Source organism: Mesorhizobium sp. P2_A12, from assembly GCF_056405075.1.
Map to the genome: position 1 here is coordinate 63,769 of NZ_JBFUCU010000008.1, position 24,530 is coordinate 88,298.

28 protein-coding genes are annotated in these 24,530 nt (G+C 62.6%); 5 read left to right on the forward strand and 23 right to left on the reverse strand.

Going from position 1 to position 24,530, the window contains the following annotated elements; translation table 11 throughout:
• Positions 1 to 3: 3 nt before the first annotated feature.
• The 6 genes from AC1DZU_RS18845 to AC1DZU_RS18870 all read right to left on the reverse strand — a co-directional run bounded on the left by AC1DZU_RS18845 (position 4) and on the right by AC1DZU_RS18870 (position 6,980).
• Complete coding sequence (locus tag AC1DZU_RS18845; RefSeq protein WP_477287194.1) at positions 4 to 2,112, reverse strand: molybdopterin-containing oxidoreductase family protein; 2,109 nt, start codon at positions 2,110 to 2,112, stop codon at positions 4 to 6.
• A 243-nt stretch (positions 2,113 to 2,355) separates the two neighbouring features.
• On the reverse strand, positions 2,356 to 4,233 hold the full coding sequence (locus AC1DZU_RS18850; protein WP_477287196.1) for an ABC-F family ATP-binding cassette domain-containing protein: 1,878 nt from the start codon (positions 4,231 to 4,233) through the stop codon (positions 2,356 to 2,358).
• Between the two features lie 134 nt (positions 4,234 to 4,367).
• Entirely contained in the window at positions 4,368 to 4,817 is a 450-nt protein-coding gene (locus AC1DZU_RS18855) for a Ros/MucR family transcriptional regulator (protein ID WP_477287198.1), read from the reverse strand.
• Between the two features lie 161 nt (positions 4,818 to 4,978).
• On the reverse strand, positions 4,979 to 5,182 hold the full coding sequence (locus tag AC1DZU_RS18860) for a hypothetical protein (protein WP_095086282.1): 204 nt from the start codon (positions 5,180 to 5,182) through the stop codon (positions 4,979 to 4,981).
• Positions 5,175 to 6,101, reverse strand: coding sequence for a DMT family transporter (locus AC1DZU_RS18865; RefSeq protein ID WP_477287201.1), 927 nt, complete (start codon positions 6,099 to 6,101; stop codon positions 5,175 to 5,177). Before AC1DZU_RS18865 ends, AC1DZU_RS18860 begins: the two co-directional genes overlap by 8 nt.
• A 45-nt stretch (positions 6,102 to 6,146) precedes the next feature.
• A complete protein-coding gene (locus tag AC1DZU_RS18870; protein WP_477287203.1) occupies positions 6,147 to 6,980 on the reverse strand; it encodes a hypothetical protein in 834 nt (277 codons plus the stop codon).
• A 110-nt stretch (positions 6,981 to 7,090) separates the two neighbouring features.
• Between AC1DZU_RS18870 and AC1DZU_RS18875 the strand changes: the two genes are divergently transcribed.
• Positions 7,091 to 8,032 carry a LysR substrate-binding domain-containing protein gene (locus AC1DZU_RS18875; protein WP_477287205.1) on the forward strand — a complete coding sequence of 314 codons (942 nt, stop codon included), beginning with the start codon at positions 7,091 to 7,093 and terminating at the stop codon, positions 8,030 to 8,032.
• 25 nt (positions 8,033 to 8,057) lie between these two features.
• Here the strand turns inward: AC1DZU_RS18875 and AC1DZU_RS18880 are convergent, their stop codons facing one another.
• Positions 8,058 to 8,570, reverse strand: coding sequence for a DinB family protein (locus AC1DZU_RS18880; protein ID WP_477287207.1), 513 nt, complete (start codon positions 8,568 to 8,570; stop codon positions 8,058 to 8,060).
• A 59-nt stretch (positions 8,571 to 8,629) separates the two neighbouring features.
• Here AC1DZU_RS18880 and AC1DZU_RS18885 point away from each other — a divergent pair, with 59 nt between their 5' ends.
• Entirely contained in the window at positions 8,630 to 9,319 is a 690-nt protein-coding gene (locus AC1DZU_RS18885) for a glutathione S-transferase family protein (RefSeq protein ID WP_477287209.1), read from the forward strand.
• An 83-nt stretch (positions 9,320 to 9,402) separates the two neighbouring features.
• On the opposite strand, the gene AC1DZU_RS18890 is transcribed toward AC1DZU_RS18885, so the two are convergent.
• Positions 9,403 to 9,663 (reverse strand): DUF2934 domain-containing protein, encoded by a 261-nt coding sequence (locus AC1DZU_RS18890; RefSeq protein ID WP_477287211.1) that lies wholly within the window; start codon positions 9,661 to 9,663, stop codon positions 9,403 to 9,405.
• 313 nt (positions 9,664 to 9,976) lie between these two features.
• Between AC1DZU_RS18890 and ndk the strand changes: the two genes are divergently transcribed.
• Complete coding sequence (gene ndk, locus AC1DZU_RS18895) at positions 9,977 to 10,399, forward strand: nucleoside-diphosphate kinase (protein WP_027048827.1); 423 nt, start codon at positions 9,977 to 9,979, stop codon at positions 10,397 to 10,399.
• A 106-nt stretch (positions 10,400 to 10,505) separates the two neighbouring features.
• Here ndk and AC1DZU_RS18900 read toward each other — a convergent pair whose 3' ends face one another.
• The 6 genes from AC1DZU_RS18900 to AC1DZU_RS18925 form a co-directional block, all read right to left on the reverse strand.
• The gene (locus AC1DZU_RS18900) at positions 10,506 to 11,270 is read right to left on the reverse strand and encodes a YbaY family lipoprotein (protein ID WP_477287213.1); all 765 of its coding nucleotides are present in this window, start codon (positions 11,268 to 11,270) and stop codon (positions 10,506 to 10,508) included.
• Positions 11,271 to 11,351: 81 nt separating this feature from the next.
• Positions 11,352 to 11,828: a molybdenum cofactor biosynthesis protein MoaE gene (locus AC1DZU_RS18905; protein ID WP_477287215.1), complete on the reverse strand. Its 477-nt coding sequence runs from the start codon at positions 11,826 to 11,828 to the stop codon at positions 11,352 to 11,354.
• A 3-nt stretch (positions 11,829 to 11,831) separates the two neighbouring features.
• On the reverse strand, positions 11,832 to 12,089 hold the full coding sequence (gene moaD / locus AC1DZU_RS18910; RefSeq protein WP_095086303.1) for a molybdopterin converting factor subunit 1: 258 nt from the start codon (positions 12,087 to 12,089) through the stop codon (positions 11,832 to 11,834).
• Position 12,090: 1 nt separating this feature from the next.
• Positions 12,091 to 12,687, reverse strand: a complete 597-nt coding sequence (pgsA, locus tag AC1DZU_RS18915) for a CDP-diacylglycerol--glycerol-3-phosphate 3-phosphatidyltransferase (RefSeq protein WP_354459578.1) — start codon at positions 12,685 to 12,687, stop codon at positions 12,091 to 12,093.
• Positions 12,688 to 12,788: 101 nt separating this feature from the next.
• Complete coding sequence (gene uvrC, locus AC1DZU_RS18920; protein WP_477287217.1) at positions 12,789 to 14,867, reverse strand: excinuclease ABC subunit UvrC; 2,079 nt, start codon at positions 14,865 to 14,867, stop codon at positions 12,789 to 12,791.
• Positions 14,864 to 15,628 (reverse strand): SDR family oxidoreductase, encoded by a 765-nt coding sequence (locus tag AC1DZU_RS18925; RefSeq protein ID WP_477287219.1) that lies wholly within the window; start codon positions 15,626 to 15,628, stop codon positions 14,864 to 14,866. Before AC1DZU_RS18925 ends, uvrC begins: the two co-directional genes overlap by 4 nt.
• A gap of 412 nt (positions 15,629 to 16,040) precedes the next feature.
• Here AC1DZU_RS18925 and AC1DZU_RS18930 point away from each other — a divergent pair, with 412 nt between their 5' ends.
• Positions 16,041 to 16,697 (forward strand): outer membrane protein, encoded by a 657-nt coding sequence (locus AC1DZU_RS18930; protein WP_477287221.1) that lies wholly within the window; start codon positions 16,041 to 16,043, stop codon positions 16,695 to 16,697.
• A 94-nt stretch (positions 16,698 to 16,791) separates the two neighbouring features.
• On the opposite strand, the gene AC1DZU_RS18935 is transcribed toward AC1DZU_RS18930, so the two are convergent.
• Positions 16,792 to 17,388 carry a glutathione S-transferase family protein gene (locus AC1DZU_RS18935; protein ID WP_477226297.1) on the reverse strand — a complete coding sequence of 199 codons (597 nt, stop codon included), beginning with the start codon at positions 17,386 to 17,388 and terminating at the stop codon, positions 16,792 to 16,794.
• A 446-nt stretch (positions 17,389 to 17,834) separates the two neighbouring features.
• Positions 17,835 to 18,230, reverse strand: a complete 396-nt coding sequence (locus tag AC1DZU_RS18940) for a hypothetical protein (protein ID WP_477287223.1) — start codon at positions 18,228 to 18,230, stop codon at positions 17,835 to 17,837.
• Positions 18,231 to 18,866: 636 nt separating this feature from the next.
• Between AC1DZU_RS18940 and AC1DZU_RS18945 the strand changes: the two genes are divergently transcribed.
• Entirely contained in the window at positions 18,867 to 19,178 is a 312-nt protein-coding gene (locus tag AC1DZU_RS18945; RefSeq protein WP_477287225.1) for a transcriptional regulator, read from the forward strand.
• An 85-nt stretch (positions 19,179 to 19,263) separates the two neighbouring features.
• On the opposite strand, the gene AC1DZU_RS18950 is transcribed toward AC1DZU_RS18945, so the two are convergent.
• From AC1DZU_RS18950 to AC1DZU_RS18980, 7 genes are all read right to left on the reverse strand, one after another.
• On the reverse strand, positions 19,264 to 19,878 hold the full coding sequence (locus AC1DZU_RS18950) for a LysE family translocator (protein ID WP_477287227.1): 615 nt from the start codon (positions 19,876 to 19,878) through the stop codon (positions 19,264 to 19,266).
• A 103-nt stretch (positions 19,879 to 19,981) separates the two neighbouring features.
• Complete coding sequence (locus tag AC1DZU_RS18955) at positions 19,982 to 20,815, reverse strand: EamA family transporter (protein ID WP_477287229.1); 834 nt, start codon at positions 20,813 to 20,815, stop codon at positions 19,982 to 19,984.
• The gene (locus tag AC1DZU_RS18960; RefSeq protein WP_477287231.1) at positions 20,812 to 21,393 is read right to left on the reverse strand and encodes a TetR/AcrR family transcriptional regulator; all 582 of its coding nucleotides are present in this window, start codon (positions 21,391 to 21,393) and stop codon (positions 20,812 to 20,814) included. The genes AC1DZU_RS18955 and AC1DZU_RS18960 overlap by 4 nt, the downstream gene beginning before the upstream one ends.
• 262 nt (positions 21,394 to 21,655) lie before the next feature.
• Complete coding sequence (locus tag AC1DZU_RS18965) at positions 21,656 to 22,108, reverse strand: hypothetical protein (protein WP_184871133.1); 453 nt, start codon at positions 22,106 to 22,108, stop codon at positions 21,656 to 21,658.
• A gap of 187 nt (positions 22,109 to 22,295) precedes the next feature.
• Entirely contained in the window at positions 22,296 to 23,144 is an 849-nt protein-coding gene (locus AC1DZU_RS18970) for a 23S rRNA (adenine(2030)-N(6))-methyltransferase RlmJ (protein WP_477287233.1), read from the reverse strand.
• Positions 23,141 to 23,752 carry a hypothetical protein gene (locus AC1DZU_RS18975; RefSeq protein ID WP_477287235.1) on the reverse strand — a complete coding sequence of 204 codons (612 nt, stop codon included), beginning with the start codon at positions 23,750 to 23,752 and terminating at the stop codon, positions 23,141 to 23,143. The genes AC1DZU_RS18970 and AC1DZU_RS18975 overlap by 4 nt, the downstream gene beginning before the upstream one ends.
• A 37-nt stretch (positions 23,753 to 23,789) precedes the next feature.
• Positions 23,790 to 24,449 carry a TetR/AcrR family transcriptional regulator gene (locus tag AC1DZU_RS18980; protein WP_477287237.1) on the reverse strand — a complete coding sequence of 220 codons (660 nt, stop codon included), beginning with the start codon at positions 24,447 to 24,449 and terminating at the stop codon, positions 23,790 to 23,792.
• Positions 24,450 to 24,530 lie beyond the last annotated feature (81 nt).

Sequence of the window (24,530 nt, forward strand, 5' to 3'; positions counted from 1 at the left end):
GCCTCAGCCTGCCGCGCGTAGCCACACCTTGTTGTCGTGGAAGGCAGCGCCACCATAGGGTGCCGGCGCATCGGCGCCGGTCAGCACGTTGATGCCCTCGCCGCGCTCATGCGCGCTGTTTGGCCAGATGCCTTCGGCGATGACGACGCCGCGCTTGATGCCGCCGAACAGTCTTGCGTGCAGCACCACTTCGCCGCGCTCGTTGCCGACCTCGACGCGGTCGCCGTCGGCAAGCCCATGGGCCGCCGCATCGTCGGGATGCAGAAGCAGTTCCGGCCGCACTTCCTTGGCCTTCGACACCGGTGTCTCCGAAAATGTCGAGTTGAGGAAATTGCGTGCCGGCGATGTCGCCAGCCGGAACGGATGCGCCTCATCGGCGACCTCGATCAGGTCGACATGGTCGGGGAATTCCGGCAGCCGCTCCACCGGTCCGAACAGACCCATGCTCTTCGGCGGCCGGTTGGGCGCCGCCTGCCCGGTCCAGTCGGCGCGGAAGCGGAATTTCCCATCCGCGTGGCCGAAACCCTTGATGAAATGCGCGGTGTCGAAATCCGGCTGCAGGTCGACCCACTTGTCTTCCTTCAAGCTGTCGAAGCTGCCCAGCCCGCGCTTGCCCAGGATGATGTCGATATGCTGCTGTTCGGTCAGGCCGAAGCCCGGACGGTCGGCGACGCCGAGGCGCTCAGCCAGTTCCTCGATGACGAAATGGTTGGTGCGTGGCCCTTCCGGCGGGTCGATCAGCTTGGGGCCGAGGGTGATGTGCTGGTTGCCACCGCCCTTATAGACGTCGTCGTGCTCGAGGAACATCGTCGCCGGCAGCACGACATCGGCAAGCTTGGCCGTGTCGGTCATGAACTGCTCGTGGACGCAGGTGAACAGGTCGTCGCGCAGAAAACCCTGCTTCACCAGCCGCTGTTCGGGCGCGACATTCACCGGGTTGGTGTTCTGGATCAGCATGGCCGTCACCGGCGGGCCGCCATAGAGCGCATCCTTCGCCCCGGTCAGCACCGGGCCGATGCGCGAATGATCGAGATAGCGGATCGAGGGATCGCGCATCTTCGTACCTTCCAGCACATCCTGGTTGAGCTTGAAGATGCCGGAATTGGAATGGAAGGCGCCGCCGCCCTCATATTGCCAGCAGCCGGTGACAGCGGCGATGGAGGCGGCCGCGTGCATGTTGACCGAGCCGTTGCGCTGGCGCGCAAAACCATAGCCGAGACGGAAATAGGTTTTCTTCGTCGTGCCGACGAGCCGAGCGAAAGCCTCGATCTCGGCGACCGTCAGACCGGTAATGCCCGCTGCCCACTCCGGTGTGCGCGTCCGCAGATGCTCTTCCAGTCCCTTTGGGTCGTCGGTGTATTTTTCGAGATAGGCGCGGTCGGCCATGCCTTCCCTGAACAGCACATGCATGACCGCGCAGGCTAGCGCGCCATCGGTGCCGGGCTTCAGCACCAGGCCGAGGTCGGCCTGCTTCATCGTCGCGTTCTCATAGACGTCGATGACGACGATCCTGGCGCCGCGCTCCTTGCGCGCCTTGATGGCGTGGGTCATGACGTTGACCTGCGTGACCACGGCATTGGTGCCCCAGATCACCACGCAATCGGATTTCGCCATCTCGCGCGGATCGGGTCCGCGCAAGGCGCCGGCCCCCATCATCCAGCCGGTCCAGGCCAGATTGGTGCAGATCGAGCCGAAAAAGCCGGAGTACTTCTTGGCGTGGCGCAGCCGGTCGATACCGTCGCGCTGCACCAGTCCCATCGTGCCGGCATAGTAATAGGGCCAGACCGTCTCCGAGCCGTATTTCTCCTCGGCCGCGATGAATTTTTCGGCGACGAGGTCGAGCGCAGCCTCCCAGCTCGCCTCCTTCCACGCGCCGTCGCCCTTGGCGCCGGCCCGCACCAGCGGTTTCAGCAAACGGTCGGGATGATGGACGCGGTCGGCATAGCGCGCGACCTTGGCGCAGATGACGCCTGCCGTATAGCTGTTGGCCTTGGCGCCATGGACGCGGCCGATGCGGTTGCCATCAAGCAACTCGACCTCGAGCGCGCAGGTCGAGGGGCAATCATGTGGACAGGCCGAATGGCCGATTCTGAGCTTGGCGTGCTGGTTCATGGCACTTGTCTAACGGCTTTCGGGCGCGGCGTGTAGGGCCAGTTACACGCCGTCGGTTCGCTTAAAGAGCGCATTGTAGGCGCCGCATTTTGGGCAATGCATATGGCGCTCGACATGCGCGGCTCCTGCCCCGGCGTCGACGACAACCAGATTGCCTTCTCCGCATTCAGGGCATTTTACGACAGCCCCTGGATTGATCGCCAAAACCTTCGCAGCCCCAATCCAAGATTCCTTCGACATGCCCTATTCCGCCGTGCCTTCCTCGTACTCGGCCGACATGGTCAGCCATTTTTCCTCGTGGCCGGCCAGTGTCTGGGCCAGCTGCGAGCGCTCCTTGGCCAGCCGGGTCGCCGTCGAGGGATCCTTCTCGTAGACGGCCGGATTGGACAGTTCGTCCTCGATGCCGTCGATGCGCTTGCGGATGCGGTCCATCAGCGCTTCGGTGGCGCGGATTTCCTTGGCCAGCGGCTCAAAGGCGGCGCGACGCGCTGCCGCATCGCGGCGGCGGTCGGCCTTTGACGCCTTGTCTGCCTCGCGCTTGCCACGGCGGTCGCCCGACACACCGGTGACCAGCGTCTTGTAGTCTTCGAGGTCGCCGTCATACGGATTGACCGCGCCGTCCTTGACCAGCCAGAGCCGGTCGGCGGTCGCCTCCAGCAGATGGCGATCATGCGAGATCAGGATCACCGCACCGGGAAATTCGTTCAGCGCATGGATCAGCGATTCACGGCTGTCGATGTCGAGATGGTTGGTCGGCTCGTCAAGGATGAACAGGTTCGGGCCCTCGAAGGCCGACAGACCCATCAACAGCCGCGCCTTCTCGCCGCCAGATAGGTCCTTGGCGGCGGTGTTCATCTTCTCGGTGGTGAGGCCGAACTGGGCGACGCGTCCGCGCACCTTCGATTCCGGCGCCTCCGGCATCAGCCGGCGAACATGCTCATAGGCGTTTTCCTCAGGCCGGAGATCGTCGAGCTGGTGCTGGGCAAAGATCGCCACCTTCAGCCCGGGCGCCACCGTCATGGTGCCGGCCTCCTGCTTCAGCCGGCCGGACAGCAATTTGGCGAAGGTCGACTTGCCGTTGCCGTTGGCGCCGAGCAGCGCGATGCGGTCGTCGGCATCGATGCGCAGGGTCATCTTCTTGAGGATCGGCTGCCCCTCGGTGTAGCCGACATTGACGTTGTTCAGCGCCACGATCGGCGAGGCCACCGTCTTCACCGGCTCGGGGAAGGAGAACGGCCGCACCGTATCGTTGACGATCGCGGCGATCGGCTTCATCCTCTCCAGCGCCTTGATGCGCGACTGCGCCTGTCTCGCCTTCGAGGCCTTGGCGCGGAAGCGCTCGACGAAGGATTCCATATGCTTGCGGGCGGCTTCCTGCTTGACCCTGCCCTTCTCCTGCAGTTCCTTCTGCTCGGTATACTGACGCTCGAACTGATCGTAGCCGCCACGCCAGAAGGTCAGCTTCTTCTGGTCAAGATGAACGATGGAATTGACGGCGCGGTTGAGCAGGTCGCGATCATGCGAGATCAGAAGAACGGTGTGCGGATACTTCGACACATAGTTTTCCAGCCACAGCGTGCCTTCGAGGTCGAGATAGTTGGTCGGCTCGTCAAGCAGCAAAAGGTCGGGCTCGGCAAACAGTACGGCCGCAAGCGCCACGCGCATGCGCCAGCCGCCGGAGAAGGACGAGGCCGGGCGGCGCTGCGCAGCATCATCGAAGCCGAGACCGGCAAGAATGGTGGCCGCGCGCGACTCGGCTGAGTGCGCGTCGATGTCGGCCAGCCGCATGTGGATGTCGGCGATGCGGTGCGGATCGGAGGCGGTCTTTTCCTCTTCAAGGAGTGCCGTTCGCTCGAGATCGGCCTTGAGCACGATCTCGATCAGCGGGTCCTCGGTGCCGGGCGCTTCCTGCGCCACCTGGCCGATGCGCGTGTTCTTGGGCAGGCTGATCGAGCCCGTCTCGGAGGCGAGGTCGCCGGTGATGGCCTTGAACAGCGTCGTCTTACCGGTGCCGTTGCGACCGACAAGACCGGCCTTGGTGCCGGCCGGCAAGGTCAGCGAGGCGTGGTCGAGAAGCAGGCGTCCGGCCATGCGGAGCGAAAGGTCGTTGATGATCAGCATGGCCGCGCTTTTGCACCGGACATCAACGCTTCGCAAGACCTTGCGGGCCAGTTGGCCGCACAAGGCCTGAAAACGACGCCCGCAAAGGCGTCGTCAAGGCAGCCGATCTGCCTACCTACCCGGCCAGGCAGCGCTCAGGCAGTCCCCTTGCGCTTCGTCGCCTTGGCTGCGACGGCCGGCGCTGCTGCCGGCTTGCGGCCAAGTCCTGTCGACTTTGCCAGCGCCGACCGTGTCGCCGAATAGTTTGGCGCAACCATCGGATAGTCCGGCGGCAAGCTCCATTTGGCCCGGTAGTCGTCCGGGCTCAGGCCATAATCGGTCCTGAGGTGTCGCTTGAGCGACTTGAACTTCTTTCCGTCCTCAAGACAGATGATGTAGTCGGGAAACACCGACTTCTTCGGGTTCACGGCCGGAACCAGGCTTGGGCTTTCCACGACAGGTGCACCAGCCAGCTTGCGCACCGAAGCGCTGACGCTGGCAATCAACTCAGGCAGACCGGAAGCCGGAAGCGGATTGTTGCCTATATAGGCCGAGACAATATCGGCCGTCAGTTCGATAACGGTCTTATCATCGATATTTGACAATTCTATCACCCTATTTCCGACAAAGTCATCCACCCCAGTGAAGACTTGTGTCTTTGTATCTCTTTAGCCGCGCCCCCCAACGGACCGCCAAGTCTCAACAAGGAATCAAGACTCGCAAAAATACTTTTCATGGGAAATCGACGTCGCGCAAATTAGAAAATCTAATACTTGGGACTAGCAGACTTAGCAGCATGACCGTCGGCCAATATCTCTAGAATACGCTTCCAACGGGCGCAACGGCTGAAGTCCTTTTGCTCTATAGCCTTTTCGGCCTTCATGGCGGCATATAGCGGTGCCTCGGCGCCAAATTCCTTGATCAGCCAATGCGCTTCCTGCCTGGCCAGACGTTCGTTTTCGTCAAACATGGTTCTCGGCCTCCGAACGTTCCACGCCGACCGCGACGCAACTGCCGATGACGAGGACGGCTCCGACAATGGCCGTCATCGTCAGCCTTTCGCCTGATAGCGTCAGCAGCAGCGTCGAGGCGATCGGCGTGAGATAGGCGACGACCGCGACCTTGCCGCTGCCTTCGAGCTTCAAGGCGCGTGACCAGAAGTAGTAACCCAACCCCATAGGACCGGCGCCGAGATAGAGGCCGAGAGCCAGGTCCGTGCCGACGGGCCAGGCGAAACCGTCGCGAGCGCACCACAAGAACGTCAAGGCGACACCGATCAGCGACGAGGGCAGCAACAGGCGATCCGGCGAGGTGGCGACCCGTCCCACCATGATCGAATAGAAGGCCATGCACAGTGCGGACCCGAATGCGGCGACATAGCCGACGAGATCGCCCTGGAGCCAGGATTGGTTACGCCCTCCCGAAATCACCAGTGCAACGCCGATGAAGCCCACGACCGCGGCGAGGCCCAGCAGCACCGGGCGCCGCGGATTCTGCAGAGCGATGACCGCCGCCGCGACCATCAACGGCCATGTGTAGGCCACCAGATTGGCCTCGATCACCGGCATCGAAGCGAAAGCGATGTATTGCAGCACCATGGTGCCGACCAGACCGATGAAGCCGACCGCGAGAGAGACGAGCGCCGGCCCTGCCGAAACTGGCGCGACCCTTTCCCGGCTCATCAACCGGATGGCGGCGAAGATGAGTACAGCTCCTGTAAACTGCAGGAATTGCACCTGCGACACCGGATGGCTGGCCAGCAGCGATTTGCCGACCAGCGCATTGGTCGACCACAACGCCACCGCCCCGGCAGCAAAGACCAGCGCGGTTACCGGGCCGGATCCATGCCGAAAGAACTGGCGTGGGCCTCTATCTCTGTGTTCGACCATGATCCTGTCCGAAAACCGGTTCCCACGTTCCGGGATCATGGCTGATTACCATGATTCCCTGGCTCCGCCCGGAACCGGTGCCTCGGACGACGCCGGGACGGGATGCTCTTGCTCGAACCGGCGATAGGCCGGCAACTGGTTGTTCCAGACGTCTTCGGCCAGCTCGTTGACCCATTCGCGGTCATGGTCGTTGTCGGCGGCGAGATAGAACATGCGGTTGTCGTCGACATAGGGCTTGGCCACCGAGCGTTGGTTGAGCACCAGCGTGACGCGTTCGCCGAACCGGATCGGCGCGGTGCGATGCAGGACACCGAGAAACTGCCCAAGCGTGGCGTAGTTCATCTTGTGATCGATGCGCATGACACGGTTGCGCGGAATCTCGCGGCCGGATTCGAGGATGGCGCGGCCGGTTTCGGAGTCGTCGCAGTAGATTTCGAGGTGGCCGCCGACCAGCGGATTGCTGATCGACAGCGGAATGAGCTCGGTGACCGGAACGCCATCGCAATGCCATTCAACGGCGCCGTCCTTGGGATTCATGAAGGTCACCGTCGAGCCGACGATCGACAGCGGATAGGGCTCCAGCTTGGTGCCCATCATGTCGGACAGCCGCTCCAGGCGCAGCTTGTCATGCAGCAACTCCTTGATCTCGGGGATGAAACGGTCGGCGCCGGTGATGAAGGTCAAGTCAAGGTGCTTGTGCACGGCATGGCTGGCCTTGAGCTTCAGAGCAGCTTCCTCAACTGCTGCAAGCAGGGCCGGGTCATAGCCGTGCAGATATTGCGCGACGCCGAAACTCGACACCTTCCAGGCGGTTTCGTGACCGATAATGGCTTCGCGGCTCATCGCATAACGCAGTTCGGGGATGGTATGGGCGTTCATTGTACTTCTCCGGGGCGGGGGCAACACTTGGGAAACAGTCGATTAGATCACCCACCCCTGTAAAATTAGGAATGCTGGTGCTAGTGTAAGCCCAGCTTAAGGTCGAAACCGTGCGTCTGCTCAGTCAGGTCAACCTCAATTCGCTGAAAATCGTGGAGAGTGCTGCGAGGCACGGGAATTTCACGCGCGCCGGCGAAGAACAGTTTATCACCGCGTCAGCGGTCAGCCAGCGCGTCAAAAGCCTTGAGGATCAACTGCGTTTCAAGATTTTCCAGCGCGGCGGCAATGCAGTGTCGCTGACGCCGGAGGGCGAGACTTATGTCTCGCGCGTTCGCGAGGCGCTGGAGAGGATCGTCGCCGCCAGCATGGAGGCGACCGGGCAATCGCAGGAACATGTGTTGAAGATATCGGTGCTGCCGACCTTTGCGGCACGCTGGCTGTTTCCGCGCCTGCCGCTGTTCCAGCGGCAACATCCCGATATTGTGATGCGGGTCTCGACATCCTACGCGACGCATGAATTGACGACTTCCGAGTTCGATCTCGAAATCCGCTATGGCGACGGCCACTTTCATGGGCTCCAATCCGATCTGCTGTTCCGGGAAGACCTGACGCCGGTGTGCAGCAGGAAACTCTTCCACGAAATCCTGGGCGAAAAGCCACTGTCGAAGGTGAAGCCCGAAGATCTGCGCCACTTCACGCTGCTGCATTCCGACACATGCACCCAGAACTGGCAATCATGGCTCGACTTCGCCGGCGCCGGCTTCGTGCTCCGGGAGACCAAGAGCATCTATTTCGATTCCTGCATGATGTCCTACGAGGCAGCCAACGCCGGATTGGGATTTGCCGTGGCCAATCGAGCCTATATGGCCAGCGATATCCGGGCCGAAAGGCTGGTGGCTCCATTCAAGGTGCACCACCCGAATACCGCGGGGTGGTATTTCGTCTGCCCCGACAAGGCGCTACACGCTCGCAAGGTATCGCTGTTCAAGCAGTGGATCGCAGCCGAAGCCGCACTGACGCAGAACCAGTTGGACAGCGAGACCGCCGGCTGAACTTCGATCAGCCCCCAACCGGGGATCAGGCGAAAGCCCTGCCCTCCTCGGTGCGCTGGAAGAGCATCAGGTCCAGACCCAGGCTTGGCCGTCCCAGGATGGTCAGGATCGTGTGCCCCTGGCCGCGGTGATGTGTCTGGTGGTTGAAGACATGATCCAGCGCCGGCGCCAGCCTCTGCGAGACCGTGCGCATATCCGAGACCGTCATATAGGTGAAGCGGCCAGTCAAAGCCTTGTCGCTGAGGCCGCCGACCCAGTCGATGATCCTCCTGTCCTCGGCTTCACGCGCCATCCGCAGGCCGGGCAAGCCCCGGTGCAGGACGGCATCCAGCGTCGTCGGAGCGTCGCCCTCGCCGGTGAAGCGCTTCATCCAGATGCGGTCGGCTGTCAGCAGGTGGTTGAGCGTCCCCATCATCGAGCCGAAGAAGGCGCCGACATTGCGGTTGAATTCCTCGTCGTCGAGTTCGGCCGCGGCATCATAGATGCGGTTGTTGGCCCATTGATTATAGGCCGCAAACATCATGAAATGCTGTCTCATGGCTTCCCTCGGCTCGCATCGATGCGGGGCCTACCTAACCCGCGAGGGGCCCAACGCCAATGACCATTCTGCTCTATGACCTCGTCGGACGCGACGCTGGCCGTCCGTTTAGCCCGCATTGCTGGAAGGTGGCGATGGCGCTTGCGCACAAGGGGCTCGACATTTCGACCGCACCGACGCGCTTTCTCGAGGTGCCCGCTGTCGAGGGCGGCGTTTCGAAAACCGTTCCGGTGATCCGCGACGGCGAGACAGTCGTCGCCGATTCCTTCGCCATCGCGCTCTATCTCGACGAAGCCTATCCGGATCGGCCGACGCTGTTTGGCGGCGAAGGCGGCAAGGCGATGGCGCGCTTCATCGAACGCTGGTCGCAACTGACCATCCATCCCTATGTCACCACCGCGGCGATCATCGACCTTCACGCCATGCAGGACGAGGAGAACGCCGCTTATTTCCGCCAGAGCCGCGAGCAACGCCTTGGCAGGAAGCTGGAGGATATAGTCACCGCGCGCGACGCCGGACTGGCAACATTCCGCACTGCATTGGAGCCGCTGCGCTCAATGCTCGGCTACCAGCTCTACATTGGCGGCGCGTCGCCGCTGTTCGCCGACTACATCGTCTTCGGCGCCCTGCAATGGGCGCGCATAGCCTCGCCCTACCGGCTGCTCGAAGACAGCGACGTGGTGGCGCAATGGTTCGCCCGCTGCCTCGACCTGCACGGCGGGCTGGCGCGAAAGGTGGCGGCGGCGTGACGCCGCAGCGCCTCACCTTGGTGCTGAGCAGGCACGAGGGCCGTCAATCCCTGCGAGAAGGGCCAGCAGCGATATAGCCAAGCCTACTTGGCTGCCGCCTTTTTTGGCTTGCTGGTCTTTGTGGCAGCCTTCGCCTCCCTAGGGGCGGCTTTGGCCTTGGGAGCGGCTTTTGCCTTGCCGGCACCAGTTGCCTTTTTGGCTGCCGACTTGCCCCCGGCATCCTCCTGGTCGATGTCGGCTACCGCCTGATGCCAATGGCGATCATGATGGCCAGCCGGTTGTCCCTCTTCCAGCCAGATCTGATGCGCGCGGTTGCGAATGCGTTCCTGACGATCGTCTGCCATGATCATGTGGTCTCCATTCGGGCCGACTTCAGCGCGGCGCCGACACGCAACTATAGCAAGCAAAGCATCGCATGACAGCCATCCGATCTCGCCTGCTGGTCGGCCTCATCGGCGCCGGCCTGACACAGAAACGCACAGCTGCTCCGGCCCTTCGCATCGCTGCGGGCGTCGGTTACTCGGAAAGCCAGTCAATTGGCTTTCCGTCCGCTTCGCGGACCGTCCCTCGCCCCTTTGATCTCACCCCTTGGCAATGGCACGGGCGGCTTGTATAGAGCCCGCCACTCTCAATTCCATCTCATCACAAGGACAACCCATGGCGCTCGAACGCACCTTTTCCATGATCAAGCCGGACGCGACCCGGCGCAACCTCACCGGCGCCATCACCAGGATGCTGGAAGAGGCCGGCTTGCGCGTCATCGCCTCGCGCCGGGTCTGGATGAGCCGTCGTGAGGCGGAAGGCTTCTATGCCGTCCACAAGGACCGTCCGTTCTTCGGCGAGCTGGTCGAGTTCATGTCGTCGGCACCGACCATCGTGCAGGTGCTGGAAGGCGAGAACGCCATTGCCAGGAACCGTGAAGTGATGGGCGCCACCAACCCGGCCAATGCCGCCGAAGGCACCATCCGCAAGGTGCATGCGCTGTCGATCGGCGAGAACTCGGTGCACGGCTCCGATGCGCCGGAGACGGCAGCAGAAGAGATCAAGTACTGGTTCTCGGACACCGAGATCGTCGGCTGACACGACAGTCCAGACCTTCGACCCTGTAAGAAGGCCGGCGTCGCCGGCCTTTTTCATTGGTGCAACGATCGGCTCTCGCCGCGCCGGGGTGACGCCGGACCGGGCATCAGCTTGCGGCGCTGAAGCGCAGGATCTCGCGGCCATCCTTGTCTGATATGACGAGCTTGCCGTCGCCGACGCTGTATGACGCCGCCTTGGCCAGCGCATCGAACAGCGCCTTTTCCTCAGCCATAACCTCGGGCGCGCAGGCCTTGTAGGTCGAGCCGATGTCGCTGATCGCGATCGCCTGGCCTTCGACCTTGGCGGTGGCGAAATAGGTGTTGCAGGGACCGCTGCCGCCCGCCTTGCCGGCCTCGCTGATCCTGAACGTGGCTTGCGGCGCGGCGATTGCGCCAATGCCGTCGACATAGTCGACCAGCCAGATCTGACCAATGACAGAAGCCGTCTGCTCGGCGCTCGGCGTGACCATCTTCAGCATGATGCTCTGCGGCACGTCGGTCAGAGGATCGACCTGATGGCGCATATCGGAGATGAACAGGAGCTTGCCGTCGACGGTAATGCGGGCTTGCAAGGCGTAGGTCATCTGCGACCGGATGACGGACGGATCGAATTTGATCTCGAAGCTGATCGGCACCTGGCCGGCCGGCTTCACGTTCTGCTCGCCGATGATCGTGGCCGGCGCGTCGGCGAGCGAGACATCGGCAAGCTGGACGGAGAGCACGGCACTTGGCGGCAAGGCGATGCGCTCGCGATAGATCACCTCGCCTCGCACGGTATTTTCGGCGGCAACAGACAATTCCGGCACGGCCAATATGCCGACGACCAGAGGCACGAAACCGAAGACGAAGAACTCCGCGATCCTGTCCAGCATGACCATCTTCCCTCGCCCAAGCTGACCAACCGTGACCAATTGGCCAAAGGATTGCGGTCAATGCATGGCTGCGACAGGATTTTATTCGGACGGTTTCCAGCGCTGTGCGGCCTTGGCGTCGGCTTCCTTGGCCTCGACCCAGCCGCCCTCGGAGCCGTCAGCGCGATGCTCCTTCTTCCAGAACGGCGCGTGCGATTTCAGGTAGTCCATAAGAAAGTTCGCTGCCTCGAACGCTGCCTGGCGATGCGCCGATGCCGCCACCACCAGCACGATGTTGTCGCCGGGCGCGATCTTGCCGTGGCGGTGGATGGCGGTCAGGCCTTGCAGCGGCCAGCGCTGAGCCGCTTCAACCGCGATGCGGCTGATCTCGGCTTCCGCCATGCCGGGATAATGCTCGAGTTCGAGTGCAGACAGCGCACCCTGCTCGTCGCGGCAAAGGCCGGAGAAGGTCACCACGGCGCCGATATCTGCGCGCCCTTGCGTCAGCTTGGCGATCTCTGCAGCGACGTCGAAATCTTCGCGCTGGATCCGCACCGTCGGCACCAAGGCGGCCGACATGGATCAGCCCCCGGTCATCGGCGGGAACAGCGCAATCTCGCGAGCCCCTGATATCTTCTCGCGGTGCTCGACATGTTCCTGATTGATGGCGACGCGGATCACGTCGGGATATTGCAGCGCGTGCTCGTAGCCCTCGCCACGCGATTTCAGCCAGCGCAGGAGGTCGGCGACCGTCTCGATGCCGGCAGGCAAGTCGACGTCTTCCTCAGGCAGGCCGATCCGCTCGCGCACCCAGGCAAAATAGATGAGCCGGGTCGTCATCTCACTCGTCCATGATGTGCTTGAGGCCGGCGCGGAAATAGTCGTAGCCGGTGTAGAGCGTGACCAGCGCTGCGATCCACAGCAGCACCAGCCCGGTCTGGGTGGTCAGCGGGAAGATCTTGTCGCCTGCAGGCCCAGCCAGCAGGAAGGCGATGGCGACCATCTGGATCGCGGTCTTCCATTTTGCCAGCTGCGTCACCGGCACCGAGACCTTGAGCGCCGCCAGATATTCGCGCAGGCCCGAAACGAGGATTTCGCGGCACAAGATGATGATCGCCGCCCACAACGACCAGCCGGCGATGCCGGCATGGCGATCGGTATCAGCCGCCAGCAGCAGCAGGCAGGTGGCGACCAGCAGTTTGTCGGCGATCGGGTCGAGCATCTTGCCGATGTTGGAGGTCTGCTGCCAGGCGCGCGCCAGATAGCCGTCCAGGTAATCGGTGACGCTTGCGAGTAGGAAGATGACCAGCGCCGACCAGCGGGCGAAGTCGCTCGACTTCAGATGTCCCTCGAGAAAAAAACACAGCACCACCAGCGGCACCGCGATGATGCGGGCGTAGGTGAGCATGTTGGGCAGGTTGAACGCGCGCTTGGCCATATCTTTGGGGAACTCTTTCTGCCTGCCTACTCAAATCAGAAGCTGTTGTAGGGGGTCAACAGGCCAAAATCGATTAGCCAGCCGAAAAAGTACCAAATCCCCTAGCTCTCATGAAAATGATTGTAGACCAGTTTCGCCACCTGTTCGGAAATGCCATCGACTTTCCTCAAATCCTCGATGGCGGCACGGCTGACAGCCTTGGCGGTGCCGAAATGCATGAGCAGGGCGCGCTTGCGGCCGGGGCCGATGCCGTTGATCTCGTCGAGCGGGCTCTTGACCATCTCCTTCTTGCGGCGCGCACGGTGCGAGCCGATGGCGAAACGGTGGACCTCGTCGCGCAGCCGCTGGACAAAGTAGAGGACGGGATCGCGAACCGGCAGCGAAAACGAGTCCCTGCCCCTGACGAAGAAGCGCTCGCGGCCGGCATCTCGGTCCTGGCCCTTGGCGATGCCGATGGCCACGACGCGGTCCTCGATGCCGAGATCCGAGAGGATCTTGCGCACCGCCGTCATCTGACCCTGGCCGCCGTCGATCAGGATGACGTCGGGCCAGGCCGGGAAACTGCCAGAGATGTCGTCCTCGATATCATCGGCCGCCTCGCCTGCTGCGGCATCGTCGGTCACGACGACATCGCCATGCTCCTTGAGCAGCCGCGAGAAACGCCGCTCCATCACCTCGCGCATCATGCCGAAATCGTCGCCCGGCGTGATCTCGGTCGAGCGGATGTTGAACTTTCGATACTGGTTCTTGACGAAGCCTTCCGGCCCGGCGACGACCATGGCGCCGACGGCATTGGTGCCCATGATGTGCGAGTTGTCGTAGACCTCGATGCGCACCGGAGGCTTCGGCAAGCCGAAGGTCTCGGCAAAACCGGCGAGCAACCGGCCTTGCGTCGAGGTTTCGGCCAGCCTGCGGCCGAGCGCCTCGCGGGCGTTCTGCAGGGCGTTGTCGGTCAGGTCCTTCTTCTCGCCGCGCTGCGGCACCGAGATCGCGACCTTGCGGCCGGCGCGAGTGGAGAGCGCTTCGGCCAGCAGCTCCTGGTCCTCGACGGGGCGCGACAGAAGAATGGTGCGCGGCGTCGGCTTGTCATCATAGAATTGCGCCAGGAACGAGCCCAGCACTTCCGATCCCTCCAGCGCCGGGTCGGCCTTGGGGAAATAGGCGCGGTTGCCCCAGTTCTGGCCGGTGCGGAAGAAGAACACCTGGATGCAGACCTGGCCGCCTTCCTGATGGATGGCGAAGACATCGGCTTCGTCGACGGTCGCCGGGTTGATGCCCTGGTGGCTCTGCACATGCGACAGCGCCGCCAGCCGGTCGCGATAGATGGCGGCGCGCTCGAAATCGAGGTCTTCCGAGGCCTGCTGCATGGCGGCCGAGATTTCCGTCTTCACCTTCTGGCTGCGGCCGGACAAGAAGTCCTTCGCCTCGCCGACCAGCTCGGCATAGTCCTCGTGCGAAACCTCTCCCGTGCAGGGGCCGGCGCAACGCTTGATCTGGTAGAGCAGGCACGGCCGTGTCCGGTTCTCGTAAAAGGAGTTGGTGCAACTGCGCAGCAGGAAGGCGCGCTGCAGCGAATTGATGGTGCGGCCGACCGCCCCGGCGGAGGCGAAAGGGCCGAAATAGTCACCTTTGCGCGATCGCGCGCCGCGATGCTTGTAGATGCCGGGCGAGACGTGATCGCCGGTCAGGAGGATATAGGGAAACGACTTGTCGTCGCGCATCAGCACATTGAATCGCGGCCGCAAGCGCTTGATAAGATTGGCTTCGAGCAGCAGCGCTTCGATCTCGGTGCGGGTGACGACGAACTCCATCGTCGACGTCTCGCGAACCATGCGGCCGATGCGGCTGGTGTGGAACCTGCCCTGTGCGTAGTTGGTGACGCGCTTCTTCAGGCTGCGCGCCTTGCCGACATAAAGCACATCGCCGGCGGCGTTCATCATGCGGTAGACGCCAGGCGCGTTGGGCAGCCGCTTGACCAGCGTCTGGATCACCTCGGCGCCCACCATGCCTTCGGCGTCGCCGGCATGCGGCGTCCAGTCGATGGCGGTGAAGGCTATATCGGGCCCGGCAGGTTCGACGATCTCCTCCACCGCCTCGTCCTCAAGGTCGAGTTCGACTTCGGGAGGCATGTCGGCGGCGGCGCCACTGCGTGGCTTGCTTTTCTGATCTACGGGACTCATTCCGCCATGCCTGTCACATCGGGCGTCTGCCATGCAAGATGCTGGCCGCCATCGAGCGCGATCATCTGGCCGGTGACTGAGCGCGCTTCCCAGAGATAGCGGATGGTGGCCCCGAATTCCGGCAATTCCGGGCCGCGCTTGAGAATCAAACCTTCGACCTGCGCGGCAAAATCGCTGTCGTCCTGGCTGGCGTTCTTCAGGGTCGGCCCTGGGCCAATGGCATTGACGCGGATGCGGGGACCGAGCGCTTGCGCCATCATCTGCGTGGCCGTCCACAGCGTCGACTTGGACAGTGCGTAGGAGAAATAGCGCGGCGTCGGCCTCCAGACGCGCTGATCGATGATGTTGACGATCAGGCCCTCTTGTCCCTGCGGCAACGCCCGGGCGAAGGTCTGCGCCAGCAGCGCCGGCGTCTTCACATGCACGGCAAAATGCCGATCCCAGGCCCGCCAGTCGAAGTCCAGAACCGAATCGTCCTCGAACAGCGACGCATTGTTGACCAGCAGTGAGAGCGGTCCGAGCGCCGCTTCCGCCTGGCCTACGAGGTCACCGGCGGCGTCCATGTCGGTCAAATCGGCGGCGACCACTGCGGCGCGGCCACCGCTCCGGTTGATCAGCCCGGCCATTGCATCGGCTTCGTCGCGCGAACGATTGCAGTGTATGGCGACGGCAAAACCATGGGCGGCGAGATCCTCGACGATCGCCCTGCCGATCCGTTTCGCCCCGCCCGTCACCAGCGCCGTGGCAGTGGCTTTGCTCATATGGTGTCAATCCTCAATTTCGGCCCGAAAACACGATGCCGGCGAAATATGGCCCCGCATGCGTTAAATGGCGTTCGCACCTTGGGCAGCATTGTGGCGAACCCACCGATCGGGCATTCCGACTCGTCCTGGATTGGAGCAGCCCGACCGCAATATAGGACGCTGGACTCCTTGCACCAAGCGGTGTGCAGCGCAGCATGACACTGCTCCTGCCATTTCGCTGTTGCGAAGATGCAACGTCAAGGTTCAGCCTCATTCGCGCCGGGGAATGACCCAAGTTCAGGTTCGCTTCAGCCGCATTTTGACACGACATTTGGAACCGACGAACGCCAGACCCGTTTCACCCCCCGGACGGGTCGATGGCGATCGTGAGAAACAAGCCTGTGTCCTGTGGCTTAAGGAGTAAAGAACAATGCAAGCCAATCTCAAATTCGCACGGCCGCTGGCCGTGGCACTCGGGCTCTTCGCCCTCAGCGGAACTGCCTATGCCGCGGACGTCGTTCAGGAAGAGCCGCCGGCACCTGCCCCGGTTGCTGAATTGCCTGTCGCGTCCTGGGCCGGCCCCTATGCCGGTATCAATCTCGGCTATGGCTTCAGCGGCCGTACCAAGGAAAAGGACTTCGACGTTGAAACCGATACCAAGGGTTTCATCGGCAGCGTCTTCGGCGGCTATCAGTGGCAGCAGGAGAACTTTGTGTACGGCGGTGAAGCCGAGCTCGGCTACAACGGCGTCAAGGGTGACGATAACGGCATCGACTCCAAGGCCGGCTTCGAAGGATCGCTGCGTGCCCGTCTTGGTTACGCCGTGACCCCGGAAATCCTGCTCTATGGCACCGGCGGTCTCGCCGGCAGAAGCCTGAAGGTGGAAGACAGTGTCCTGGGCGCAAGCGATACCGCCACCATGATCGGCTGGACCGCCGGTCTCGGCACCGACATCAAGCTGACCGACAATGTCTTCGGCCGCGTCGAGTACCGCTACACCGACTTCGGCAGCAAGGACTTCGATGGTATCGGGAAGGTCAAGGCCACCGACAACCGCGTCACCTTCGGCGTCGGTATGAAGTTCTAAGTCGTTCAAGCCACGACACGAAAAAGCCGGGCCTCGCGCCCGGCTTTTTTTGTGTCCAATGGGTCACTTTGGTGATCACCCGGGGTGATCATGATCACCCGGGAATGCAGCCTTTCAGCTCCGGAAACTTCTCGTCGAAGCGCGCTGCCCAGCGCGTCAGCCGGGCGCGGCCCTTTTCCCACTTTCCGGCAAAGCGCAGTGCGAGATAGCCAAGGCAGGCGCGCAACGCGATCTGCCCGGCGGTGATCTTCTTCGGCAGCTTTGGCGGGTTGGCGTTGAGCAGATCGAGCGCTGCCGTGATCTTCGCCCACTGCCGGTCGAGCCAGGGCTGATAGACCATCTCTTCAGGTCGCGTGCGTCGTTCATAGACCATTGACAGCGCGCAGTCGCAAATGCCGTCTGCCAACGCCTCCAGCACCTCGGCCTCGAGACGCTTGTCGGGATTTCGCGGAAACAGTGCGTTCTTCGAAACACGGTTGAGGTGCTGGGTAATGGCGCGACTGTCATGGATCGAGCGGCCGTCGTCGAGCACCAACACCGGGATCTTGCCGAGCGGGTTGGCCTCGATCAGGACCGCCGGTTTGTCCTCAGTCTTGACCGGCACCGCATCGATGGCGATGCCTGCATAGGCCGCGGCCATACGCACCTTGGAACTGTAGGGAGAAGTGGAAGCGTAGAGCAGTCTGGGCATGATCGGGTTCCTGTTTGCCGACCGGCACTTTTGACCGGGAGCGGCTGCCCGGCAATGGCCAGGCAACAAAAAACCAACTGCCAGAAAACCGGTGATGGTTTCCTGCCATGACCATCGTGACATGGCTACAGACGGATACGCGATCCACATCGAGCAAGAAGACCACAGCAGAGCGGAAGATCCGATCTGCTTTTCAATCCTCCGCAACCCCGGTTTCGCGGCGGGGCATTCGTTTCATGGCCAGGTGTGAAAGAAGACCAAACCGCGCGAGCAAGCGAAGCAGCCTGTCCGGCGCTTCGCTTTGCTGCCCTGGCCCCCTTCGCCGACGGTCTTGCGCACGGCCCGAAAACCAGTTGCGGTTTCCGGAATGATCATGCGCCGATCGCAAGTGTCAGAGCGTTCTCCGCGCATCCAGCAGGACACGCAGTGCTCCAACCAGACCTGGTCTACTTCTTGGCCGGCGCCTTCGCCTTTGCCGGCGCTGCCTTGGCCTTGGGAGCCGCGGCTTTCTTCACAGCGGGCTTTGTCGCTGCCGCTGCCGCTTTCTTGGCCGGTGCTGCCTTGGCGGCGGGCTTGGCCGCGGCCTTCGCGGGCGCTGCCTTCTTGGCTGCGGGTTTCGCCGCCGCCTTGGCTGCCGGCTTCTTGGCCGGTGCTGCCTTGGCGGCCGGCTTTGCCGCGGCCTTCGCAGGCGCTGCCTTCTTCACTGCCGGTTTTGCCACGGCCTTGGCCGCTGCCGGCTTCTTGGCCGGTGCTGCTTTTGCCTTTGCCGGTGCTGCCTTCGGCTTGGCCGCGGGTGCTGCTTTCTTCACTGCTGCCGCGACCTTGGCCGTTACTGCTTTCACAGGTGCTTTCTTTGCCGGTGTCTTGGATGCCGGCGCCTTAGACGACTGCTTCGCCATGTCATGCCCCTTGCGTTACGCCGACGGCCGTGAATGACCTCGACGGGCAATGCATATCTGACTCGCGGCTCTCTAGCCAGCGAAGCAATAGACTGAATTTCGCAGCTTAAATTTTGGTTACCGATGGCACACGACCATGCGGATCATCACAAAAATCCGCTGCTGATCTTCAATCATTGCCAGCAGTTCACCGCCGACATTCTCCGCACCCTGCTAGACCGATCGCGCCGCGAAGCTCCGAAGGTGAGCGAGCTGTTCTGTGCATTGATCTTCGGCCGCGAACATCCTCACCTGCTGCTTGATCGGTGCGATCATCTCGTGCACGCGTGCGATCTACACGGATCACGCGAGCAATGCCACGACCGACAGCTGCATCACCTTGTCAAGCATGATCGCGCCGCGCTTGTAAGTGAGTTGACAGATAACTCTAGACCGCAGAGTATTCTACATGAGATGCAGGATTGCTTCGATGTCGATCGCACAAGAGCAGGCGGCGCTTTCCGGAATCGTCGAGACGGCGCGCCATGGCATTGGCCGCGTCGATCGCAGTGTCTGGCTTGGCCGCACCGGAGCCGCTCGATGAGCGCCGACGAAATCATCCACCAGAGCACGCGGCTCAGGATCATGGCCACCCTGAACACGCTGGAAAGGCGGGAAATGCTGGAGTTCACCCGGCTGAAGGCCATCGTTGGCGCCACCGACGGCAATCTCGGCGCGCATCTCGATACGCTGGCCAGGGCCGGTTATGTCGATATCGAAAAGCTGTTCGTCGGCCGCCGGCCGCAGACACGCGTCAAGGCAACGACGAGCGGGCGGCGCGCGTTCCGCGGTCACGTCGCCTACCTGCGCAAAATGCTTGATCGGGCCGAGGCGGCGCAGCGCAGAAAATAGCGCCGCGATTGCATGACATCTCTGTATCTCTTGTTTTGACGCAATTCCGGACGGAAAACCGTTTCACACTTTTCCTGGAATTGCTCTAACGCGTGGCGACCACGGCGAAGCCGGCGCCGATCATCGCACCGCCCGCCGCGCGGTTGACCCGGCGCACGATCTTCGGCGTGCGCAACAGGCTGCGGGCGCGGCCGGCCAGGATGACATGGCCGCCGATCACCACGACCTCGATAGCCAGGATCACCATCGTCAACACACCAAGATGACCAGCGTCGAGCGACGCGCCAACCACGTTCGGCAGCAGTGCCACGTAGAACAGCGGCATTTTCGGATTGCCGAGGTTGAGCGCAATACCCGTGGCGAAGATCGCCAGCAGCCCGCGCCGTCCAGAGATGGGTTGCAGGTCCGGCACCACGGGCACGGCGGTCCACAACCTGATGCCCATCCAAATCAGATAGATCGCTCCGCCATAACGAAGCACCGTCATGGCGATCGCCATCTTGACGGCGATGAAAGACAGACCGACGACGGCGAGGACCAGGAAGATGAGAATGCCGACCACCGTGCCTGCGCCATAGGCAATGCCCGACGCGGCACCGCTGGAGATCGTGCGGGCGACGATCGTCATGTTGTCCGGACCGGGACTGGCAGCGAACACGAAGAAGGCAGCCGTGAAGGCAAGGATGATGGCAAGGTCCATGTGGACTCCCGAAAGTGATCTGTTGCTCTCGGGCGTTCAGACTAGCCGATTTGCCTGTCGGCAACATCAGGAATTATCGGGCTCCGCACGACGCGCATTTTCGTCATTGATAGCCGAGGCAGATGGCGCCGAGGGCGACGATGGCGCAGGCGCCGATCCGCCGCGGCGTCAGTAACTCGCCGAGAAACAGACGTCCGATGAAAGCGGCGAAGACGACGCTGGTTTCGCGGATCGCGGTGATAGGAGCGGCCGGTCCGAGCGCGAAGGCCGCGACCACGACACCATAGGCCAAAAGCGCGAACAGGCCGCCGCCCAGCGCCTTCCAGGTTTCCGGCGCCCGCAGGTCGACGATGAGCCGGCCACGACAGGCAAGGAAGGTCGCCGGCAGCAATGCGCCGTAGATCACGAGAACCCACGCGGTGTAGGCGCCGGCATTTCCCGCCGCGCGAACACCGATCGCGTCGATCGTCGCATAGGCGGCGATGATCGCTCCCGTTGCCAAGGCATAGAGTATCGATGTCGTGGCGGCTCTGCCTCTCCCGAGCGAAAGGCCCATGATGCCGCCGGCGACCAACGCGACGCCGACGGTCTGCGGTTGGGTGAGCTGCTGGTTGGCCAGGAAGAAGCCGCCGAGCGCGACAAGCAGCGGCACGCTGCCGCGAACAATCGGATAGACCTGTCCCAGTTCGCCATATCGGTAGGCGGCCACCAGGAACACGCTGTAGCCGACCTGAAGGCAGGCCGAGAGCACGACATAGGGCCAGGCCGGCGCGGCCGGAAGAGTAAGGAAGACGGCGAAGGGGATGGCGAGCGCCGTACTGGAAAAACTCATGACGGTGACGGTCCACAACCTGTCGCCCCCGGTTCGCAGGAAGGCGTTCCAGGTGGCGTGCAAGATCGCGGCAAACAGCGCGAGCCCGATGACAAGCGGGCTCATCGCGGCCTGCGCGAAGCGGCGATGATGTCCAGGGCCGTCTTGCGGGCGGCGCGAATGGCGGCGTCCGCCTGCCCCATCTGCGCCAGCAGGGTCGCACCTTCGATCAGCATCAGCAGGACCGCAGCCACGCTTTCGGCGCGACCGCGCGGCATCTCTTCTTCGAGGATCAACTGCATGCGCTTCTTGAGGCCGTTCTTCTGCCTGGCGACAGCCTTGAACACCGGATGTTCCGGATCGCCGAACTCGGCCAGCGCATGCGCGAACAGGCAGCCATGGAAATCCGGGCTGCGGAACCAGCGATCGTGCCAGTCGAAGATCTTTGCAATTTTCTTCCCGGGCGTCGCGACCTCCTCGGCGAGGCGGTCCAACTGGCGTGCAAAACGCAGGGCGCGATAGTCGAGCACCTCGACGATCAGTTCGTCCTTGCTGGGAAAGTGACGGTACATCGTCATCTTGGCCACATCGGCCTCGGCGATGATCCGGTCGATGCCGGTGGCATGGAAACCGGCGCGCTTGAACAGCCCGTAGGCCGTTTCGACGACGTGCTGGCGTTTGTCGGAAGCAGGCGACGATGTCATGGTGTTTACCAGTGATGAGACAGGTCTGTCTCATATTTATGCGACGGATCGCCTCTTCTGTCAACACAGCACAAAAAGAGCGCCTGCAGCGGGTAGAGCCGCAGGCGCGAAAAGGAATCGGAACGGAAGATCCGCGCTCTAGAGGTTCACCGTTTCACGGAAACGCCGAACCTCCCTACCTCTTTGTTTTGACGCAATTCCCAAGGGAAAGCGCTATGCGCTTTTCCCAGGAAAACCGTTTCACACTTTTCCTGGAATTGCTCTAGCGCAGGATGCGGCAGCGGCCGTTGTAGACCATCCAGCGGTCGAAGCCCGAGACGCAGAATTCGACATTGTCGCCGATCGAGGCGAAGCCCTGGCCTTCCTCGATCAGGTACCAGATGGTGCGATCGCGGCCGTCGGACAGGCTGACGGTGGCGCCGCAATAGCGGCGGCCGATCGGCCAGGTCTCGTTGGCCGCCAGATAACGATGCTGGTGGATGCGCCGGAAATCGGTGATCTGCACGTTGGGCAGATGCGGCACGTGATGCACCTGATGGGAAAAGCGGCTGGTGATCTTGTTCAACACCCAGGCTTCGCCGCAGACGCCGCCATCGTCGTCGGAATAGACGCCAAGGTCGGCCGCCTGCACGGCCTGGGTAACGCCGAGAGGCACGGCAAGCGGAGTGCAGAGCGAAATCAGGGCAGCAAGTGCGGATTTGGCGAAGCGAGTCATGGCAGCCTCTCAAGGTCGATTGCGCACACTCTGCGGATTCGCTTGGCGGCGGTCAAGCGGTTGCGGAAACAATGGTTTCCCAGTTCGGAACGGCATTGGCCAAAGCCGGACCTTGCATGGAAACCGGAATAGCTCCGGCACGTGGAGACCCGGACGCAAAAGAGAGCTCGAGGCCCCCCGCGCCTCTCTACTCGCCGGCCAGCCATTCCAGCGACCAGTGCGCCGGCTTTTCCACGGCGAGCACCCTGTGCAAAGCCGGCAGCAGTGTCCGCAGTTCGCCCCCCAGCGTGAACGGCGGGTTGACCACCAGCAGGCCGCTGCCGTCGAGACTGGGTTGCGAAGAGGCGGGCCTGATCTCGAATTCTATGTCAAGCAGCTTCGGAATGCCGGATTGCTTCAGCGCCTTGCGGAAAGCGATGATCGCCTTGCGGTCCTTGATCGGATACCACAGCGCGTAGATGCCGCCAGGCCAGCGCTTGTGCGCCCTTATGAGCCCGTCGACGAGGCGCTCGAACTCACCCGCTTCCTCGAACGGCGGATCGATGAGCACCAGGCCACGCTTTTCCTTCGGCGGCAGATGCGCGCCGAGCGCCAGCCAGCCATCGAGCTCGATGACACGGGTCTGGAAATCGCCGGCAAAGAGGGTTCTCAGCTTGGCGACATCCTTGGGATGCAGCTCGATCGCCGACAGCCGATCCTGCTTGCGCAGGAGATGACGCGCGATCAGCGGCGAGCCCGGATATTTCTGGATGCCGCCCTCGGGATTGAGCGACCGCACGGTCTCCAGATAGGGCGCGAGCAGTGCCGTCACCGGCGCGGCGAACGAGGCATCGATCAGCCGGCCGATGCCGCCTTGCCACTCTCCGGTCTTCTGCGCTTCGACCGAGGACAGATCGTAGCGGCCGATGCCGGCATGGGTGTCGATGACACGAAACGCCTTGTCCTTCTGCTTCAGATAGTCGAGCAACCGCGTCAGCACGACATGCTTGACGACATCGGCGAAATTTCCGGCGTGGTAGGCGTGGCGGTAGTTCACTTGGAGCCCCTGCCCCAGCGTGGCGGTGGCGGCTGCGAATTCGGATTTTCCCGCCGGCCGCCACGACTGCGCAGGGAGAACAAAAACCCGATCAGGCCGACCGCCATCAGCGCGTAGCCGACCGGCCGCGCGCGGCTGTCGATCTCGCCGGCACCGGAGCGAAGGATCAGATCGACCGCGCGCATCGGAATGTCATCGGCATCGCCCGGACCGACGGTGAAGACGTACGGACCCGGGCTGACGCTCGCGATAACGCCGGCCTCATCGCGAAAAATTTTGTCGGGCAGTTGCGGGCTGGCCTGGCGTGGGTTGTCCGAATGGTTGAACTGCAGCGTCGAGGCAAGCACCGTTCGGCCATTGGTGGCCGATGTCAGCGTCAACACCGTGCGCTGCTGCGAGACGATGCGCTCGGCCCTCGCGGTCAGGTCGACCAGCACCCGCACCGGTGCGTCGCGGCTGCTGAGCGGCACCGTCAGCGGCTTGAAGCGGCCCTGCTCGTAGACGCGCCAGGTGCCGATCTCGTGGCCGGAGAAATTGCTCATCGCCCAGGGATAGATGAAACCGCTGCCGATGCCGGCGAGCAAGATCAGGACAAACAGAAAGCGCATTCAAACAGCCACCTTGTAATCGTACCTTGCCGGACAACTAGCTCGCATTGGTGCGGTCGCGAAGGCGTTCCATTTCATCCAGCAGCATCTCAAGGCCGAGTTCGAACGTCTTGTCGAAACCGGCCCTACCAAAATAGGTCCCGGCTGTCATCACGCTGGGAAAATCCCGCGCTAGCTGTTCGTCGCTGACCGTGGTCACCGCCGAAGGACCCTTGGCGTAACCCGCGGTCTCGTCGAGGATCGCACCCATAAGGTAGTAGCTCGCGGCGCGGAACAGCCGTGCGCTCAGTTCCGGACCGAAGCCGCCTGCTTCGAACAGGCCGATGACACTTTCCAGCTTGGCAAGACATGGCGGCGAATTCATGCGGTAGACGACAACAAACGGCGCGAAGGCCGGATACTCGGTCGCGACGCGACGGTATTCCTGCATGCCGATGCGGATCCTTTCGCGCCAGGGCACGCCGGCGTCGGGGATAACTATCGCGCTGATCTGCCGATCGACCAGCGCCTCGTAGAGATGCGCCTGCGAGGGGAAGTGATGATAGATGCTCATCGCCTCGCAGCCGAGCGCGGCCGCCAGCTTGCGCATCGAAAAGCCGGCAAGCCCCTCACGCTCGATCACCTGGAAGGCCGCGTCCTCGATCATCTCGCGAGACAGCCGACCGCGCACTCTCTTTTTCTTGATCGATGAGTCCATGGCGTCGCTTGACAACTTACACTGTAAGGTTCATTTTCGACATCACCTTACACAGTAAGGCTAATAAAGACCAGAGGAGAA

What these genes read in the sequence shown, in the direction of transcription:
- AC1DZU_RS18845 (WP_477287194.1), bottom strand. Translation starts at nt 2,112, where the DNA reads ATGAACCAGCACGCCAAGCTCAGAATCGGCCATTCGGCCTGTCCACAT.
- AC1DZU_RS18850 (WP_477287196.1), bottom strand. Translation starts at nt 4,233, where the DNA reads ATGCTGATCATCAACGACCTTTCGCTCCGCATGGCCGGACGCCTGCTT.
- AC1DZU_RS18860 (WP_095086282.1), bottom strand. Translation starts at nt 5,182, where the DNA reads ATGTTTGACGAAAACGAACGTCTGGCCAGGCAGGAAGCGCATTGGCTG.
- AC1DZU_RS18865 (WP_477287201.1), bottom strand. Translation starts at nt 6,101, where the DNA reads ATGGTCGAACACAGAGATAGAGGCCCACGCCAGTTCTTTCGGCATGGA.
- AC1DZU_RS18870 (WP_477287203.1), bottom strand. Translation starts at nt 6,980, where the DNA reads ATGAACGCCCATACCATCCCCGAACTGCGTTATGCGATGAGCCGCGAA.
- AC1DZU_RS18880 (WP_477287207.1), bottom strand. Translation starts at nt 8,570, where the DNA reads ATGAGACAGCATTTCATGATGTTTGCGGCCTATAATCAATGGGCCAAC.
- AC1DZU_RS18885 (WP_477287209.1), top strand. Translation starts at nt 8,630, where the DNA reads ATGACCATTCTGCTCTATGACCTCGTCGGACGCGACGCTGGCCGTCCG.
- AC1DZU_RS18890 (WP_477287211.1), bottom strand. Translation starts at nt 9,663, where the DNA reads ATGGCAGACGATCGTCAGGAACGCATTCGCAACCGCGCGCATCAGATC.
- ndk (WP_027048827.1), top strand. Translation starts at nt 9,977, where the DNA reads ATGGCGCTCGAACGCACCTTTTCCATGATCAAGCCGGACGCGACCCGG.
- AC1DZU_RS18900 (WP_477287213.1), bottom strand. Translation starts at nt 11,270, where the DNA reads ATGCTGGACAGGATCGCGGAGTTCTTCGTCTTCGGTTTCGTGCCTCTG.
- AC1DZU_RS18905 (WP_477287215.1), bottom strand. Translation starts at nt 11,828, where the DNA reads ATGTCGGCCGCCTTGGTGCCGACGGTGCGGATCCAGCGCGAAGATTTC.
- moaD (WP_095086303.1), bottom strand. Translation starts at nt 12,089, where the DNA reads ATGACGACCCGGCTCATCTATTTTGCCTGGGTGCGCGAGCGGATCGGC.
- pgsA (WP_354459578.1), bottom strand. Translation starts at nt 12,687, where the DNA reads ATGGCCAAGCGCGCGTTCAACCTGCCCAACATGCTCACCTACGCCCGC.
- uvrC (WP_477287217.1), bottom strand. Translation starts at nt 14,867, where the DNA reads ATGAGTCCCGTAGATCAGAAAAGCAAGCCACGCAGTGGCGCCGCCGCC.
- AC1DZU_RS18925 (WP_477287219.1), bottom strand. Translation starts at nt 15,628, where the DNA reads ATGAGCAAAGCCACTGCCACGGCGCTGGTGACGGGCGGGGCGAAACGG.
- AC1DZU_RS18930 (WP_477287221.1), top strand. Translation starts at nt 16,041, where the DNA reads ATGCAAGCCAATCTCAAATTCGCACGGCCGCTGGCCGTGGCACTCGGG.
- AC1DZU_RS18935 (WP_477226297.1), bottom strand. Translation starts at nt 17,388, where the DNA reads ATGCCCAGACTGCTCTACGCTTCCACTTCTCCCTACAGTTCCAAGGTG.
- AC1DZU_RS18945 (WP_477287225.1), top strand. Translation starts at nt 18,867, where the DNA reads ATGAGCGCCGACGAAATCATCCACCAGAGCACGCGGCTCAGGATCATG.
- AC1DZU_RS18950 (WP_477287227.1), bottom strand. Translation starts at nt 19,878, where the DNA reads ATGGACCTTGCCATCATCCTTGCCTTCACGGCTGCCTTCTTCGTGTTC.
- AC1DZU_RS18955 (WP_477287229.1), bottom strand. Translation starts at nt 20,815, where the DNA reads ATGAGCCCGCTTGTCATCGGGCTCGCGCTGTTTGCCGCGATCTTGCAC.
- AC1DZU_RS18960 (WP_477287231.1), bottom strand. Translation starts at nt 21,393, where the DNA reads ATGACATCGTCGCCTGCTTCCGACAAACGCCAGCACGTCGTCGAAACG.
- AC1DZU_RS18965 (WP_184871133.1), bottom strand. Translation starts at nt 22,108, where the DNA reads ATGACTCGCTTCGCCAAATCCGCACTTGCTGCCCTGATTTCGCTCTGC.
- AC1DZU_RS18975 (WP_477287235.1), bottom strand. Translation starts at nt 23,752, where the DNA reads ATGCGCTTTCTGTTTGTCCTGATCTTGCTCGCCGGCATCGGCAGCGGT.
- AC1DZU_RS18980 (WP_477287237.1), bottom strand. Translation starts at nt 24,449, where the DNA reads ATGGACTCATCGATCAAGAAAAAGAGAGTGCGCGGTCGGCTGTCTCGC.